Raw genomic sequence first — 14856 nt, forward strand, 5'->3', positions numbered from 1 at the left:
CTCGTTATCCTGGTGGTCATGGTGAGTCAGCGACGAGTGGTAGTGGTAGGTGCGGGCCCCCGAGGGCTCTCCGCGGTGGAACGGCTGACGGCGCAGGCGGCACAGACACGCGCCCGGGTGCACATAGATCTGGTGGACCCCTTCCCTCCCGGAGCCGGCCACGTGTGGCGCACCGATCAATCACTGCTGTTCCTGATGAACACCCCGTCCCTGTTCCCCACGGTGATCGCGCCGGACGGCGCCCTGGCGGTGGATCCGCTGGCCGAGGTGCGGAACATGAGCTTCGACAGGTGGCGGCGCGGCGTCGTCGACGGCAGCATCACCCCGGTGAGCGCCCTTGATCAGGCCGAACGCGATGCGCTGGAGGCGCTGACCTCGCAGGACTTCCCGCCTCGCGCCATCTACGGGCGGTATCTGGAGTGGATCTTCACGACCCTCAACAACCACCTGCCGAGCAACGTGACCCTCACCGTCCACCGCGCTGAGGCCGTGGACGCGTGGGTTCACGAAGAGGCGCGGCACCGTTACGCCGTGGAGCTCGCGGGCGGTCAGTCGATCCCCGCGGATGCCGTGGTGCTTGCACTGGGCCATTTGGACGCCCACCTGCGCCCCGGCCAGAAGGAACTGGTGGACGGTGCGGCCGAACACGGTCTGACGTACTGGCCGCCCACCGTGCCCGCCGATGCGCCGTGGGCGGACCTCCCCGAACAGGAAACCGTGCTCGTACGCGGCATGGGTTTGAACTTCTGCGACGCGCTCGCCCAGCTCACCGAAGGCCGCGGCGGCACGTTCGAGCCGGATAAGAACAACCCCGAACGGTTGATTTACCGGCCGTCGGGCAAGGAACCGCACATCGTCGCGGGCTCACGCCGCGGCACGCCCTACCGCGCTAAGCCGCAGCTCGAGGGTTACTACGCACACACCCTGGAGACTCGGTTTTTCACGCTCGAGGCCGTCCAGAACCTGCTCGATACCAGCAGCGAACAGCTGTCGTTCGAGCGCGATGTGTGGCCCCTGATCCGCAAGGACGCGAATTGGAACTACTACCGCGTCCTGGCGCGCACCTCCCCGGATGCCTTCACCCAGCCCGCGGGCGAGTTCTTACGCAAGTTGGACGCCATCCTTCTTGATGACGACGGCGCTCGCTGGTCCCAGCGCGTCGAAGCCTTGGTTACGGCCTCCGTGGTGCCGGGCAGGCAGCTCCAACAAGAACGATTGGCGCGACCTTTCGAGGACGTCAACTTTGACAGCCACGATGAGTACGCCGCCGCGGTGGTGCATTATTTGGACCGGGACGTTCACGGCTCGCTGCGGGGTGAGGACGACCCCGTCAAGATGGCCATTTCATCTCTCAACGCGGCCCGCACCGTGCTCAAGTGTGTCCTGGCAGAGGCCGGAATCTCGGACTCGTCCTGGGTCAATGAGCTGCGACGGGATTTCGAGCCCTTCGTGGAAGGTCTGGCTTCGGGTCCGCCCGTGTTGCGCATCCAGCAGTTGGCGGCCCTGACGCGGGCGGGTGTGGTGCGGTTCCTCGGCCCCGAGCCTCGCTTCGTGGTGGACCGCAACGAGGGCTGCTTCGTGGCGGCGTCGCCGTGGGTCAGCGATACGCCCGTTCGTGCTCGCTGGCTTATCGAGGCCATGTCGCCCGCCAACGATGTGCACCGCAACATCTCCCCGCTGCTGTCCAATATGCACGAGCGCGGTTTGGTGCGCGGCAAGCTCATGGAAACGCGCGACGGCGCGAGCCCCGTCACGAGCACGGGTCTGGACGTGAGCGCGAGCGCCCGCCGTGGCGACGCCGCGCTGGGCGGTCTCAAACTCGGAACCGGCGCATTCGCCTACCGAGTTGTGGGGGAGAAGGACGCCGTGGAACCCGGGATTTACGTGCTGGGCCTACAGCTGTCCTCAGTGCAGTGGGGTGTCTCGATTGCCGCGGAAGCGGAATCGCCGGCGCACCTGGGCGCCCGCACCCTCGCGGACGCGGACCAGGTGGCGCAGGCAATCCTGGCGGACTAGCCAGCTCCGGCCAGCTGCCCCGGGCGGCCCCGAGCTGGGCCATTGGGACGGCGGCGGCCCCGAGCTCAATCGGTCAACCCTCAATGGGTTAACTGCCCGAGGGAACTACTCAGCGTCCATCAGTGCGAAGACGCGGGAGGGACTGCCTGTGCCGCCTTCGATGGGCAGGGGAGCGACGACCAACAACGCCCCCGTGGGTGGCAGTTCACCCAGGTTCTGCAGTGAGGTGATCCCGTACTTGTCGTTACCCAGCAAGTAGTAATGCATGGGGAACGCGGGATCCAGGCCGCCTGCTGCTCCGGCGTCGATGCCCACAGTCTCGACACCCACACCCGAGATCGCTCGTTCCTCGCCGAGCCAACGGGCACACTCCACCGTGAAACCGGGGCTGTGGGGTCCGTTCTCGTCCTTGTTCAAGAAGGCATCCCGATCCTGAGCGAAGCGATCCCAACCGGTGCGGAACAACACCCAGGCGTTGTCCGGGATGGCACCGTGCTCGGCCTCCCACTCCTGAATGTGGGAAACGTCCACCAAGAAATCTGCGTCCTGTTCGGCCTCCGCCGTGAAGTCCAGCACCACGGCCGGTCCGATCAGCCGGGCGGGTTCGATCTGGGAGACGTCCTTGCCCTCGCGACCCGTGGCCCAGTGCACGGGAGCATCGATGTGCGTGCCGATGTGCTCACCGGTGTGGATGTTGTGGTGTTTCCAGAAGGGACCGGGCTCGTTGTAGGCCGACACTTCCTCCAGTGAGAAGTCGATCAGATTGGAAAACGGTTCCGGCAGCTCCAGCGTGGGTGTGGTGGCGCTGAGCTTGTTGGTGAGATCGACCAATCGAACCTGCTGATCGGTCAGTGCCCGGGTGAGTTGCGAGATGACGCCCACGGCGTGCTCCTTGTCTATGCCTATGAATGGTGACGGATGTCTGCTGACGGAAAGGATCGGTTGATGGTGCGGGGTGCTCAGTGGCCCTTGAACGCTTCAGCGAGCCACCAGGCTCCGCCGTCCGAGGCGATGCGCGCGTCCACGACCAGCAGGGTATCGCGCGCTCCATTGAGCCAGTCGGTGATACCGGACAGATCGGCGACCGTCCGCACGGTCACTCCGTGGGCACCGTAGCCTCGGGCGATCGCAGCGATGTCCGTGTCCGGGAAGGTCACCGTTTCAAGGTCCTTGTTCGAGGCCTGATCGAAATGATGGATCTCGGCCCCGTACGCGGAGTCGTTGTAGACCAGCACCACCAGGGGTAGCCCCAGGCGCACGGCCGTTTCCAGTTCGGAGATGGCCATGAGAAAGCCGCCGTCTCCGGTCGCGAGCACGGGGAGCCGCTCAGGTTGCGCGATTGCCGCTCCGATGGCGGTTCCCAACCCCAGGCCAATGGACTGGAACGCCTGCGTGAAGCAGAAGCCGAATTCGTCCGGCACGTCCAGATACGCACTGGGGTATCCCATGAAGTTGCCCGAATCCACGGAAACCACCCGTTCAACCGGCAGAAGCTTGTCGACCTCACGCGAGAACACGCGCGGGTCGATGTGGGTCTCCGTGGAAAGGTCCTCGATCGCCTCGCTGGCCCACCGCGCATGCGACTTGATCCGCTGTGCCATTTCAGGGGTTCGCCACGTATCGCCGCCGACGCCGCTCAGAGCCTTGGTCACGTCAGTTGCGGATTCCGCGCAGTCACCGAGCACTCCGAGGTCGATGGGGCGGTTGGCACCCAGGGCGTCCAGGTCCGTATCCACTTGAACGACCGTCGCTTCCGGGCCGATCAGGGATCCGTGCCGCATGGTCCACATGTTCAAGGCGCAGCCCCACCCGACGATCAAATCCGCGTCGGCAACAGTGGCCGCTGTGAAGGGGGAGGAGAAACCACCCGAGATGCCCAGGTTGAACGGGTCATCGTGGAACAGCCCGTGAGCCACAGCAGACGTGGCCAAAAGTGCGCCGGACGCTTCGGCCAGTTCCCTCAGCTGGTCAGCCGCATGACGTGCGCCGCGACCGGCCACGAATACGGGTTTCTTGGCTTTGGTGATGAGTTGCGCGAGTTCGGCCACGGCCTGCCGTGAGGGGCGAACCGGCTGCGCGGTGGACACCGTGGGAAGTAAAGCGGGGTCGAAGTCAACCTTGGCCTGTTGAATGTCCGTGGGAACCGACAGCACCACGGTCCGTCGTTCTGTCAGGGTCGTTCGGTAAGCCCGCACCACATCGGCTACGGCGCTCGCGGGGGAGTGGACGCGCTCCGGGACGGCACTCACACTGCGGGCGAGAGCGTCTTGGTCCACGTTGAAGTTCGATCGCACCGCAGCGCTCGCCGTGTCCGCGGTGAGCACGATCAAAGGTGTTCTGCTCTTGGCGGCCTCGGCGATGCCCGTGAGCGCATTGGTGAGCCCGCAGCCCTGGTGAGTGGACAGCACCGCAACGCGACCGGACATCCGGGCAAACCCGTCCGCCATCATGGCCGCCCCACCCTCGTGGCGTGCCGCGGTGAACGGGACACCTGCCCGGCGCAGCGCCGCGGTCATCTCGAAATTCCCGCTCCCCACCACGCCAAAGCAGTGACCGGCGCCCAGCTCGGCCAGAACAGTGCCCACCACATGGGCCACGGGGCGGGTGCCGGAAGGGGCCACGGAGTTCTCCTTGTGCATCATGACCCGCGCGTCATTACGGGGTCTTGAGCCCAATATGACACACGCCACCGACGCGCAGAACCAGCCGCAGAACGGTGTCGGATCAGGCGAGAACGGCCCGGGCGGTGTCCTCGTCGGTGACCAGGTGGGACACGTATCCGGCGCCCAGAGCGGCCTTCAAGGGGCGAACCTTTTGTTGTCCACCGGCCACGCAGATTCGGGTTTGTTTAGCACGCAGGTTCTGCAGGGACACCGCCACCGTGCGTTCCTCGAGCTCCGGCAGGCATGGCTCTCCCTGCTCATCGATGAAGCGTGAGCAGATGTCGCCCACGGCGTTGTCCAACAGGGCAGTTTGTTCGGCCTCGGAGAGGTAACCGAGTTTCAACAACGTGGATTCCGGGCTCATGGTGCCCACCGTGAAGATGGCGGTCTGGGCGTCCCTGCCCAGGTCCAGGATGTGTTTGATGTGCCGATCTTCCTCGACCACCCGTTTGACCTCTGCGTTGTCGAAGATGACCGGGAGGGGCAGGGTCTGCGGGTAGGCGTTGAACGCTTCGCAGAACAACCGGATGGTCTCGTAGTGACTCGTGGAACGGGAGGTCAGCGTGGCCCCACCCTTGAGCTGAACCACCTGCACCCCGTGACAGTTCTGGTGCTTGAGGGACCGGGCCACCGCGTGCAAGGTGCGGCCCCACGTGATCCCGACCAGATCGCCGTCGGCAACGTTTTCCTCGAGCATGAGGGCGCCCACGGCACCTAACTCGCGGACCAGCTCCTCGTCCGTGGGCTGACTGGTGATGACTCGGGCCTCGGCCAGGCCGAAACGCTCGCGCAGCTGATCAGCCACCGCCGTGGACACCTGACGGGGGTCGTGAATCTCAATGGTCACGAAACCGCGATCCTTGGCGTGCTGGATCAGTTTGGAGACGGTTGGACGAGAGACCCCCAGTTCACGGGCCACATCTCCCTGGGACAGGCCGCGCTCGTAGTAGAGGCGCGCGGCGCTCAGTCCCTGGATATCTCTGGGGCTCAATGACATGGGGGTCTCTCGTTCGTGAAAGGTGGTGATCAGCGGGGATCAAAGCCCCAGAATCACGCCCACCAGTGCAGCGTTGAGCATGTTGGTCAGGAAGCCACCCAGCAGAGCGAACAGACCCATCTGCGCCACGTCGCCGCGGCGATCCGGTGCCAGACCGCCGATCGAACCGATCTGGATGGCGATCGAGGACAGGTTGGCGAAACCGGCCAGAGCAAACGTGGTGATCAGCACGGACTGGGGATCCATGTTGGGGATCTCCGGACCGAACGACGTGTAGCCCACGAACTCGTTGAGAATGGTCTTCTGGCCGATGAAGTTGCCGACCATGGCGGCGTCGTTCCAAGGCACGCCCAGCGCCCACGCGAGCGGGGCGAAGATGATGCCGAACAGGCCCTCCAGGGACCAGCCCTCGAAACCGAACAGGCCACCGAACCAACCGAGCACTGCGGAGACCATGCCGATCAGGGCGATGAATGCGATGAGCAGGCAGCCCACGATCACGGCGATTTTGCCGCCGCTCATGGCGCCGGTGCCGATGGCGTCGATGAGGTTCTTGGACTCGGTGTCGCGCACCTTGAGCACATTGACGGAGGCCACGGACTTCTCGGTTTCGGGCATCATGGCCTTGGCCACGAGCAACGAACCCGGGGCGTTCATCACGGCCGCGGCCAGAAGATAGGGCAGTGGCGCGCCCAGCAGCGAGTAACCCACCAGGGTGGAACCGGCCACGGCGGCGAAACCACCGGTCATGCACGCGAAAAGCTCGGAGCGGGTGAGCTTGCTGATGTACGGCTTGATCATCAGCGGGGCTTCGCTCTGCCCCAGGAAGATCACGGTAGAGGCGAAGACGGATTCGATCTTGGACGTGCCCATGATCTTGTTGAGCGCGGTACCCAGCAGGTGCACGAAGAGCTGAACCACGCGCAGGTAGTACAGCGCACCGATGAGCGCACCCAGGAAGATGATCACGGGCAGCACGTTCAGGGCGAAGACGAATCCACTGTTCTCCCCGAACAGGCCGCCGAACACGAACGATGTGCCCTGATCGGTGAACGAGATGAGTCCCTGCACCAGACCGGAGAACCACTTGAGGGCCTCGAAACCGGGCCCCCATTTCAGGATCAGCAGGGCTACGCCCACCTGAAGGGCCAGGCCCACCGCTAGGGTGCGCCACTTGATGGCGCTGCGGTGTCTGGAGAGAAGAATGATGAGGCCCAGAATGAGCACAATGCCAATCAGGCCTTGGAAGCGATCCACGATGATCCTGCCTTCACATGGGGCGCCGTGTCGGCGCGAACATTTGTCAAAGGAGTGATTGACAAAATTTCTCATGAGCAGCTTAGGATGTGAACACCGGTTCCACAAGCCAGGAACACGAGTTTTCGAACCCCAATCCCGAGGGAGTGATCGCGGTGGTCGAGGCCTACGACGCTGTAGATGTCATCCGTATCAAACGAGACCGTCAGAAGTTGCCCATGGACGCCATCGACTGGGTGGTGGACGCCTACACCCGCGGGGTTGTCGCGGATGAGCAGATGTCCGCACTGGCCATGGCCATCTTCCTCAACGGCATGGACCGCGAGGAGATCGCCCGCTGGACCCAGGCCATGATCAACTCCGGCGAAACCATGAACTTCAACGCCCTGTCCAAGGCCACCACCGACAAGCACTCCACCGGTGGCGTGGGCGACAAGATCACCCTTCCGCTGGCACCCCTGGTCGCGTCCTACGGCGTGGCGGTTCCGCAGCTGTCCGGCCGCGGGTTGGGCCACACCGGTGGCACCCTGGACAAGCTCGAAGCCATCCCGGGCTGGCAGGCTGACCTCAGCAATGACCGCATGATGGAGATCCTGGAAGACGTGGGCGCTGTCATTTGCGCCGCAGGTTCCGGCCTGGCTCCCGCGGACAAGAAGCTCTACGCCCTGCGCGACATCACCTCCACCGTGGACTGCATCCCGCTGATTGCCTCCTCGATCATGTCCAAGAAGATCGCCGAGGGCACCGGCGCCCTGGTGCTGGACGTCAAGGTGGGCCCCGGTGCGTTCATGAAGAAGGAAGCGGACGCCCGTGAACTCGCACGCACCATGGTCGACCTCGGCACCGACGCCGACGTGAACACCGTGGCGCTGCTGACCGATATGTCCCGCCCGCTGGGCCTGACCGTGGGCAACGCCCTGGAGGTCCGCGAGTCCGTGGAGGTCTTGGCAGGTGGCGGCCCGAGCGACGTCGTTCGTTTGACCGTTGCCCTGGCCAAGGAAATGCTTGAGGCCGCCGGCGTCAAGGACCCGGACGTGGAGGAAGCCCTCAAGGACGGCCGCGCCATGGACTCCTGGAAGCGCATGATCTCCGCGCAGGGCGGAGATCCGGGCGCCCCGCTGCCCGTGGCCACCGACACCCACGAGGTCACTGCCGAACAAGACGGCGTCATGACCGAAATGGACGCGCTCGCCGTGGGCGTCGCGTCGTGGCGTCTGGGTGCGGGCCGCGCTCGCCAGCAGGACCCCGTGCAGGCCGGTGCCGGCATCGAGATCCACGCGGTGCCCGGCGACAAGATCACCAAGGGCCAGAAGCTGTTCACCCTGCACACGGACACCCCGGACCGTTTCGACCGCGCGCTGGATTCCCTGCGCGGCGGCTACACCATCGATCCCCAGGCGGCCGAGGGCACCGGCGCGCGCGACGACGTCGTGCTCGACCGGATTTCCTGACCTCACCCACCGCCCGGCTCACCGAACCAAGGAGTTAATTCATGACCACCCGCGCCGAACTGGCCACCATGATCGATCACACGCTGCTCAAGCCGGAGGCCACCGCCGAACAGGTGGCCGAGCTGGCCCGCGAGGCCGGTGAGCTGGGCACCTTCTCCATCTGCGTCTCACCGTCCCAGCTGGACGTGGACCTGCCCGAGGGCGTCAAGCTGGCCACGGTGTGCGGTTTCCCGTCCGGCGCGCACGCCGCTGCCGTGAAGGCTGCAGAGGCCGCGGATTCTGTGGCCGCGGGCGTGGACGAAGTGGACATGGTCATCAACCTGGGTCTGGCCAAGGTCGGCGACTGGGACGGCGTGCAGGCGGAGATCGCCGCGGTGCGCGAGGCGTGCCCGTCGAACGTGGTGCTCAAGGTCATCATCGAGTCCGCAGCACTCACCGATGACGAGATCGTGGCCGCGTGCAAGGCCTCCGAGGCTGCTGGCGCGGACTTCGTGAAGACCTCCACGGGCTTCCACCCGGCCGGCGGAGCGTCGGTCGAGGCCGTGCGTCTCATGGCGGACACCGTGGGCGGCCGCTTGGGCGTCAAGGCCTCCGGTGGCATCCGCGATACTGCCACGGCGCTGGCCATGGTTGAGGCCGGGGCCACCCGCCTGGGCCTCTCCGGCTCGCGCGCCGTGCTCGACGGCCTGTCCGACTGATTCAACCGCTCACCCCGCGGAGGTACGCATGACCGCTGAACTCTTATCGTCTGTCCGCAGCTGGATCGAACAGGATCCGGACCCGACCACGCGCGCCGAGCTCGAAGCGCTCGTGGCCAGTGCCGAGTCGAATGATCAGGCCGCCCTGGAAGATCTCGCGTCCCGTTTCGCGGGTCCGCTCATGTTCGGAACGGCCGGTCTGCGTGCCGCCGTGGGCGCGGGTGAATCCCGCATGAACCGCGCGGTGGTCATTCGCGCCACCGCCGGTCTCGCGGAATTCCTCACCGAACGCGTGGGGGAGCGGCCCGTGGTGGTCGTCGGTTGCGATGCCCGCCACGGTTCGGAGGATTTCTCCGCCGACGCCGCCGCCGTCCTCGCTGCCGCCGGTTGCCGAGCCATTCGGTTGTCCGCCCAGCTCCCCACTCCCGTGGTGGCCTATGCCGTGCGGGAACTCGGGGCGGACGCGGGTGTCATGGTCACGGCCTCCCATAACCCGCCTGCGGACAACGGGTACAAGGTGTACCTGGGCGGTCGCGCGGTGGACTCGGACGACGAGCGCGGCGTGCAGATCGTGCCGCCGGACGATGCTCACATCGCCGAGCGGATCGCGGCGGCCCCGCCCGCCAACGAAGTGCCGCGTGCTGAAGCTGGTGTGGAATGGGCGGACAACTCGCTGCTCGATGGCTACATCAACCGTGCGGCTTCCCTACGGGGCACCGCTGAGCCCTCCGACGTGCGCATCGTCCTGACCCCCATGCACGGTGTGGGTGGGGAGACCGCAGTTCGCGTGTTGGAACGCGCCGGATTCCCGAACGTCACGGTGGTTCCGGAACAGGCTCAACCCGACCCTGAGTTCCCGACCGTGGTCTTCCCGAACCCGGAAGAGCCAGGTGCCATGGACCTCGCCGTTGCCTTGGGCTCGGCGGAGAACGCGGACGTGGTCATTGCCCTGGATCCTGATGCGGACCGCTGTGCCATCGCGATTCCGAGCACCTCGGAAGACGGTGAAACCACGTGGCGGCGACTCACCGGTGATGAGCTGGGCGCGCTGTTGGGTGAGCACGCGGCGTCGGACCCCGAACGTAGCGGCGACACTCTGGCCTGTTCGATCGTCTCCGGGCGCCTGCTCGGTCGGATTGCGGAGCATCACGGGCTGAAGTTCCGCCAGACCCTGACCGGCTTCAAGTGGATCGCCCGTGCACCCGGCCTGCGGTTCGGTTACGAAGAGGCCATTGGGTACTGCACCGACCCGCTCGCGGTGCGCGACAAGGACGGCATCACCACCGCGGTGCGCGTTGCCTCGTATGTGGATCGGCTCAAGCACTCCAGCGCCACGGTGCAGGGTGAACTGGATCGGCTCGCGCGTCTGCACGGGCTCTACGCGACCGCTCCGCTGACGTTCCGCGTGGCGGATCTGGAATTGATCCCGCAGGGCATGCAGCGACTGCGCGAAAACCCGCCCGTAGAGCTGGTGGGTTCCCCGGTGGTCGAGTACACGGACCTGTCCAAGGGCGGCCCCGAACTGCTGCCCACCGAGGGCGTGCTCATCCGCACCGAGGCCGACGACCGCGTGATCGTCCGTCCCTCCGGCACCGAACCCAAGCTCAAGTGCTACCTGGAAGTGGTCCTGCCGGTCGAAGAGGGCGCCGAGATCCCGCGAGCGGAAGCTACATCTCGCCTCGAGCAGATCAGCGACGAAATCCGTCAGGCCGTGGGCTTCTAGCGCCACCGCCTGCGATTTATGGTTCCCTATTACCGAAATCAGGTAAGAAATCGGGGATAAGGAACCACAAATCATCGCTGCGGACCACGAAGGCCCCGGCACTCCTCAATGGGAGCGCCGGGGCCTTCGTCATGGGCGGAAGGTAAGGGATTTGAACCCTTGGTACGGGGTTACCGCACACTGGTTTTCAAGACCAGCTCCTTAGGCCGCTCGGACAACCTTCCTGACCGTTCGCGGCCGCCCGCGGGGGCGGTCGCGAACGACACGTCATTATTCCACGTGACCACGGCGCAGGGCCAATACGACGCCGCTCGGTCCGGTGACGCGCGTGGTGAAATGGCCGAGCGGCGTCGGAATCTAGCCGCGACTGTGAATCCGCGTAAGGATGGAGGGAGAAGGTAGACAACGAGCGAGAAGGAGAATCCATGCGCGCGGTACGAGATATTGAATCGGGTGGCCCCGAGGTCCTGAAGGCCACGGAGATCGACGAACCTTCGGTTACCGGGGATGGCGTGCTGATCGAGGTGGCTGCCGCGGGTATCAACCGCGCGGACGTGCTGCAGCGGCAGGGTAACTACCCCGTGCCTCCGGACGCGACCGACGTGTTCGGCCTCGAGGTTTCGGGAACCGTTGCCGAACTCGGCCCGGATGTGCCGTCTGAGGCGGGACTCAACGTGGGAGACAAGGTTGTAGCCCTGCTGGATTCCGGCGGTTACGCGGAAAAGGTCGTCGCACCGTGGCCGCAGGTGCTCCCCGCACCGGAAGGAATGGACCTGGTGGAGGCGGCCGCACTGCCGGAGGTGGCAGCCACGGTGTTCTCCAACGTGTTCATGGCCGCGGCCGCGCGCGAGGGGGAGACCCTGCTCGTCCACGGCGGCGCCGGTGGCATCGGAACCCACGCAATTCAGGTGGCCAAGGCCCTGGGCCTAACGGTGCTGGCCACCGTGGGCAGTCAGGAGAAGGCCGACTTTGTGACCGAACTCGGAGTCACGGCCATCAAGTACGAGGACGAAGACTTCGTGGAGCGGGTCAAGGAACTGACCGACGGCCACGGGGCGGACGTGATTCTCGATGTCATGGGCGCCAAGTACCTGGAGCCCAACGTCAAGGCACTGGCGAACAACGGCCGCATCACCATCATCGGCATGCAGGGTGGGGTCAAGGGAGAGCTGAACATCGGCCGCTTGATGAACAAGCGAGGCGCGGTCATCGGGACCACACTGCGTTCGCGTCCCCTGAGCGAGAAGGCCCAGATCATGGGTGCGGTGCGTCAGATCGTGTGGCCGCACGTGGAGTCCGGTGAGGTGCGACCCATCCTGGACAAGACCTTCCCCTTGGAGCTGGTCCGCGAGGCCCACGAATACTTCGACTCCGGCTCGCACATCGGCAAGGTGCTCCTGACCATGTGAGAACCGGGTTGACACGGCGGCGGCCGTGGTTGTTTGTGATGCGTGCCATGTGGAATAGAATCCCGCTTGCGGAGTCCCCAAGGATTCTGAGCGAATTCACACGAGATTCGGAGCTTCCCCATGAGCACTACCCACCGCGGCCCCGCCGCCGGGTCTCCCCAGCCGGGCGGATCCCCCTCGACTGATCTACCACCCAACCACGTGGACCCCGAGGTCCTCGAGGCCGAACAAACCCGCTGGACGCCCCTGCGCATCGCGGTGTGGGTCGGCATCGCCCTGCTCGGCGCTTTCGCGTGGGTCATGATCGCCTTTGCCCGCGGCGAGTCGGTCAATGCCATTTGGTTCGTTTTTGCCGCGGTGTGCAGTTACTTCATTGCGTACCGGTTCTACTCCAAGTTCATCGAGGCAAAACTCACGCGCCCGGATGACCGCCGCGCCACACCGGCCGAGTACATGGCCAACGGCAAGGACTACATGCCCACGGATCGCCGTGTGCTGTACGGCCACCACTTCGCCGCCATCGCCGGTGCCGGTCCGCTGGTCGGACCCGTGCTCGCGGCCCAGATGGGCTACCTGCCCGGCACCATTTGGATCATCGTGGGTGTGATCCTGGCCGGCGCGGTCCAGGACTACCTGGTGCTGTTCTTCTCCATGCGCCGCGGCGGTCGTTCCCTGGGCCAGATGGCCCGCGAGGAACTGGGCACCGTGGGTGGTTACGCGGCCATCATCGCGACCCTGGCGATCATGATCATCATCGTGGCCATTCTGGCGCTGGTGGTCGTCAACGCCCTGGGCGAGTCCCCGTGGGGTGTGTTCTCCGTGGGTATGACCATCCCCATCGCGCTTTTCATGGGCGTGTATCTGCGTTACCTGCGCCCCGGCAAGGTCATGGAGATCTCCATCATCGGCTTCATCCTGCTCATGGCGGCCATCGTGGCCGGCGGGTGGGTGGCCGAGACCGAGTTGGGCGCTCAGCTGTTCACCCTGGACCGCATCACTCTGGCGTGGTGCGTGATCATCTACGGCTTCATCGCCGCAGTGCTGCCCGTGTGGTTGCTGCTGTCCCCGCGTGACTACCTCTCCACGTTCATGAAGGTCGGCACCATCGTGCTGTTGGCCGCCGCGATCGTGGTGGTGCGCCCGGAGATCACCGTTCCGGCCGTCTCCGAATTCGCGGGACGCTCCGACGGCCCCGTGTTCACCGGTTCGCTCTTCCCGTTCCTGTTCGTCACCATCGCGTGTGGTGCGCTGTCCGGGTTCCACGCGCTCATTGCCTCCGGCACCACCCCCAAGATGATCGAGAAGGAACGCCAGACCCGGTTCATCGGCTACGGCGGCATGCTCATGGAGTCCTTCGTGGCGATCATGGCGCTGGTTGCTGCCGTGTCCATCGACCGCGGTATCTACTTCGCGATGAACTCGTCCCCGGCCGTGACCATGGGAACCGTCGAGGGCGCCGCCGCTTTCGTGAACTCACTGGGCCTCTCCGGTGTGCACGTCACGCCCGAACTACTGCAGGGCACCGCGGACGCCGTGGGCGAGGAATCCATCGTCTCCCGCACCGGTGGCGCGCCGACCCTGGCCGTGGGCCTGGCCCACATCATGAACCAGTGGATCGGCGGCGCATCCATGATGAGCTTCTGGTACCACTTCGCGATCATGTTCGAGGCGCTGTTCATCCTCACCGCAGTTGACGCCGGTACCCGCGTGGCCCGCTTCATGCTCACCGATACCCTGGGCAACTTCATTCCCAAGTTCCGCGACACCGACTGGAGACTCGGGGCGTGGCTCACCACGGCCATCATGGTGGCCGGCTGGGGGTCCATCCTGATCCTGGGCGTGACCGACCCACTGGGCGGTATCAACACGTTCTTCCCGCTGTTCGGTATTTCCAATCAGCTGCTGGCGGCCATTGCGCTCGCGGTGTGCCTGGCGATTGCAGCGAACCTCAAACGGTTCAAGTACCTGTGGATCATCATGATTCCGCTGCTCTTCGACGTGGTGGTCACCATGACGGGTTCGTGGCACAAGATCTTCTCCTCGGATCCCACCGTGGGGTACTGGGCGAACCACTTCCGCTTCAAGGAGGCCCTGGCCAACGGCGAGACCAGCCTGGGCACCGCCCAGAACGTGGAGGCCATGGAAGCCGTAGTGCGCAACACCCTGGTGCAGGGCACGCTGTCCGTCCTGTTCGCGGTCCTCACGATCATCGTGGTGACCATGGCGTTCATCGAGATGGTCAAGGCCTTCCGCGGTCATCAGCGCGCGTCCCACGAGGACCCGGCCGTGGAGTCCCGCTACTACGCGCCGTCGGGAATGCTCTCGACGCCTTCCGAGAAGGCCCTGGCCAAGGAATGGGACGCACTGCCGTACGAGCAGCGGGTCCCCACGGGACACGGTCACCACTGATGTCGGATTCACGGACGACGCCGCTCGGGGACCTTGCGCGGTCATGGGCCCGTTCCGCACTCCGGTTCGGCAACGGTGTGCTGGGCGCGGACAAGTATGAGAAGTACCTCGACTACCACCGAGCGAGTGGACAACCCGGTGAGCCCATGACGGAACGCGAGTTCTGGAGGGATTATCAGGACTGGCAGGACCACAACCCGCAGGGTCGGTGCTGCTGAAGCGATACCATGAAC

General features: G+C 65.3%; 11 protein-coding genes and 1 tRNA gene. 7 read left to right on the plus strand and 5 right to left on the minus strand.

Annotated features, from left to right (window positions below; translation table 11 throughout):
* Positions 1-18 precede the first annotated feature (18 nt).
* On the plus strand, positions 19-2016 hold the full coding sequence (locus CKW39_RS09055) for an FAD/NAD(P)-binding protein (protein ID WP_095797800.1): 1998 nt from the start codon (positions 19-21) through the stop codon (positions 2014-2016).
* A 105-nt stretch (positions 2017-2121) separates the two neighbouring features.
* On the opposite strand, the gene CKW39_RS09060 is transcribed toward CKW39_RS09055, so the two are convergent.
* The 4 genes from CKW39_RS09060 to CKW39_RS09075 all read right to left on the minus strand — a co-directional run bounded on the left by CKW39_RS09060 (position 2122) and on the right by CKW39_RS09075 (position 6933).
* Positions 2122-2898 (minus strand): cyclase family protein, encoded by a 777-nt coding sequence (locus CKW39_RS09060; protein ID WP_095797801.1) that lies wholly within the window; start codon positions 2896-2898, stop codon positions 2122-2124.
* Positions 2899-2975: 77 nt separating this feature from the next.
* Positions 2976-4637: a thiamine pyrophosphate-binding protein gene (locus CKW39_RS09065; protein WP_254049347.1), complete on the minus strand. Its 1662-nt coding sequence runs from the start codon at positions 4635-4637 to the stop codon at positions 2976-2978.
* Positions 4638-4740: 103 nt separating this feature from the next.
* A complete protein-coding gene (locus CKW39_RS09070) occupies positions 4741-5676 on the minus strand; it encodes a sugar-binding transcriptional regulator (protein ID WP_095797802.1) in 936 nt (311 codons plus the stop codon).
* Positions 5677-5715: 39 nt separating this feature from the next.
* Positions 5716-6933 carry a NupC/NupG family nucleoside CNT transporter gene (locus CKW39_RS09075; protein ID WP_095797803.1) on the minus strand — a complete coding sequence of 406 codons (1218 nt, stop codon included), beginning with the start codon at positions 6931-6933 and terminating at the stop codon, positions 5716-5718.
* Positions 6934-7088: 155 nt separating this feature from the next.
* On the opposite strand from CKW39_RS09075, the gene CKW39_RS09080 reads away from it, so the two are divergent.
* Genes CKW39_RS09080 through CKW39_RS09090 form a run of 3 tightly spaced genes read left to right on the plus strand, consistent with a single transcriptional unit; the run spans position 7089 to position 10805 of the window.
* On the plus strand, positions 7089-8384 hold the full coding sequence (locus tag CKW39_RS09080) for a thymidine phosphorylase (protein ID WP_095797864.1): 1296 nt from the start codon (positions 7089-7091) through the stop codon (positions 8382-8384).
* 41 nt (positions 8385-8425) lie between these two features.
* Positions 8426-9082, plus strand: coding sequence for a deoxyribose-phosphate aldolase (deoC, locus tag CKW39_RS09085; RefSeq protein WP_095797804.1), 657 nt, complete (start codon positions 8426-8428; stop codon positions 9080-9082).
* 28 nt (positions 9083-9110) lie between these two features.
* The gene (locus tag CKW39_RS09090; protein ID WP_095797805.1) at positions 9111-10805 is read left to right on the plus strand and encodes a phospho-sugar mutase; all 1695 of its coding nucleotides are present in this window, start codon (positions 9111-9113) and stop codon (positions 10803-10805) included.
* Between the two features lie 136 nt (positions 10806-10941).
* Here the strand turns inward: CKW39_RS09090 and CKW39_RS09095 are convergent.
* A tRNA-Ser gene (locus CKW39_RS09095) sits at positions 10942-11029 on the minus strand.
* 201 nt (positions 11030-11230) lie between these two features.
* Here CKW39_RS09095 and CKW39_RS09100 point away from each other — a divergent pair.
* The 3 genes from CKW39_RS09100 (at position 11231) to CKW39_RS09110 (ending at position 14841) form a co-directional block, all read left to right on the plus strand.
* Positions 11231-12214 carry an NAD(P)H-quinone oxidoreductase gene (locus tag CKW39_RS09100; RefSeq protein ID WP_095797806.1) on the plus strand — a complete coding sequence of 328 codons (984 nt, stop codon included), beginning with the start codon at positions 11231-11233 and terminating at the stop codon, positions 12212-12214.
* A gap of 120 nt (positions 12215-12334) precedes the next feature.
* The gene (locus CKW39_RS09105; RefSeq protein WP_095797807.1) at positions 12335-14623 is read left to right on the plus strand and encodes a carbon starvation CstA family protein; all 2289 of its coding nucleotides are present in this window, start codon (positions 12335-12337) and stop codon (positions 14621-14623) included.
* A complete protein-coding gene (locus CKW39_RS09110; RefSeq protein ID WP_202976195.1) occupies positions 14623-14841 on the plus strand; it encodes a YbdD/YjiX family protein in 219 nt (72 codons plus the stop codon). The genes CKW39_RS09105 and CKW39_RS09110 overlap by 1 nt, the downstream gene beginning before the upstream one ends.
* The last annotated feature ends 15 nt before the right edge of the window (positions 14842-14856 follow it).

It is taken from the genome of Kocuria sp. WRN011 (genome assembly GCF_002295155.1).
In the GTDB taxonomy this organism is placed as follows: domain Bacteria; phylum Actinomycetota; class Actinomycetes; order Actinomycetales; family Micrococcaceae; genus Kocuria; species Kocuria carniphila.

Coding starts and splice junctions, on each gene's coding strand:
- CKW39_RS09110 (WP_202976195.1), top strand. CDS start 14,623: ATGTCGGATTCACGGACGACGCCGCTCGGGGACCTTGCGCGGTCATGG.
- CKW39_RS09100 (WP_095797806.1), top strand. CDS start 11,231: ATGCGCGCGGTACGAGATATTGAATCGGGTGGCCCCGAGGTCCTGAAG.
- deoC (WP_095797804.1), top strand. CDS start 8,426: ATGACCACCCGCGCCGAACTGGCCACCATGATCGATCACACGCTGCTC.
- CKW39_RS09105 (WP_095797807.1), top strand. CDS start 12,335: ATGAGCACTACCCACCGCGGCCCCGCCGCCGGGTCTCCCCAGCCGGGC.
- CKW39_RS09090 (WP_095797805.1), top strand. CDS start 9,111: ATGACCGCTGAACTCTTATCGTCTGTCCGCAGCTGGATCGAACAGGAT.
- CKW39_RS09055 (WP_095797800.1), top strand. CDS start 19: ATGGTGAGTCAGCGACGAGTGGTAGTGGTAGGTGCGGGCCCCCGAGGG.
- CKW39_RS09070 (WP_095797802.1), bottom strand. CDS start 5,676: ATGTCATTGAGCCCCAGAGATATCCAGGGACTGAGCGCCGCGCGCCTC.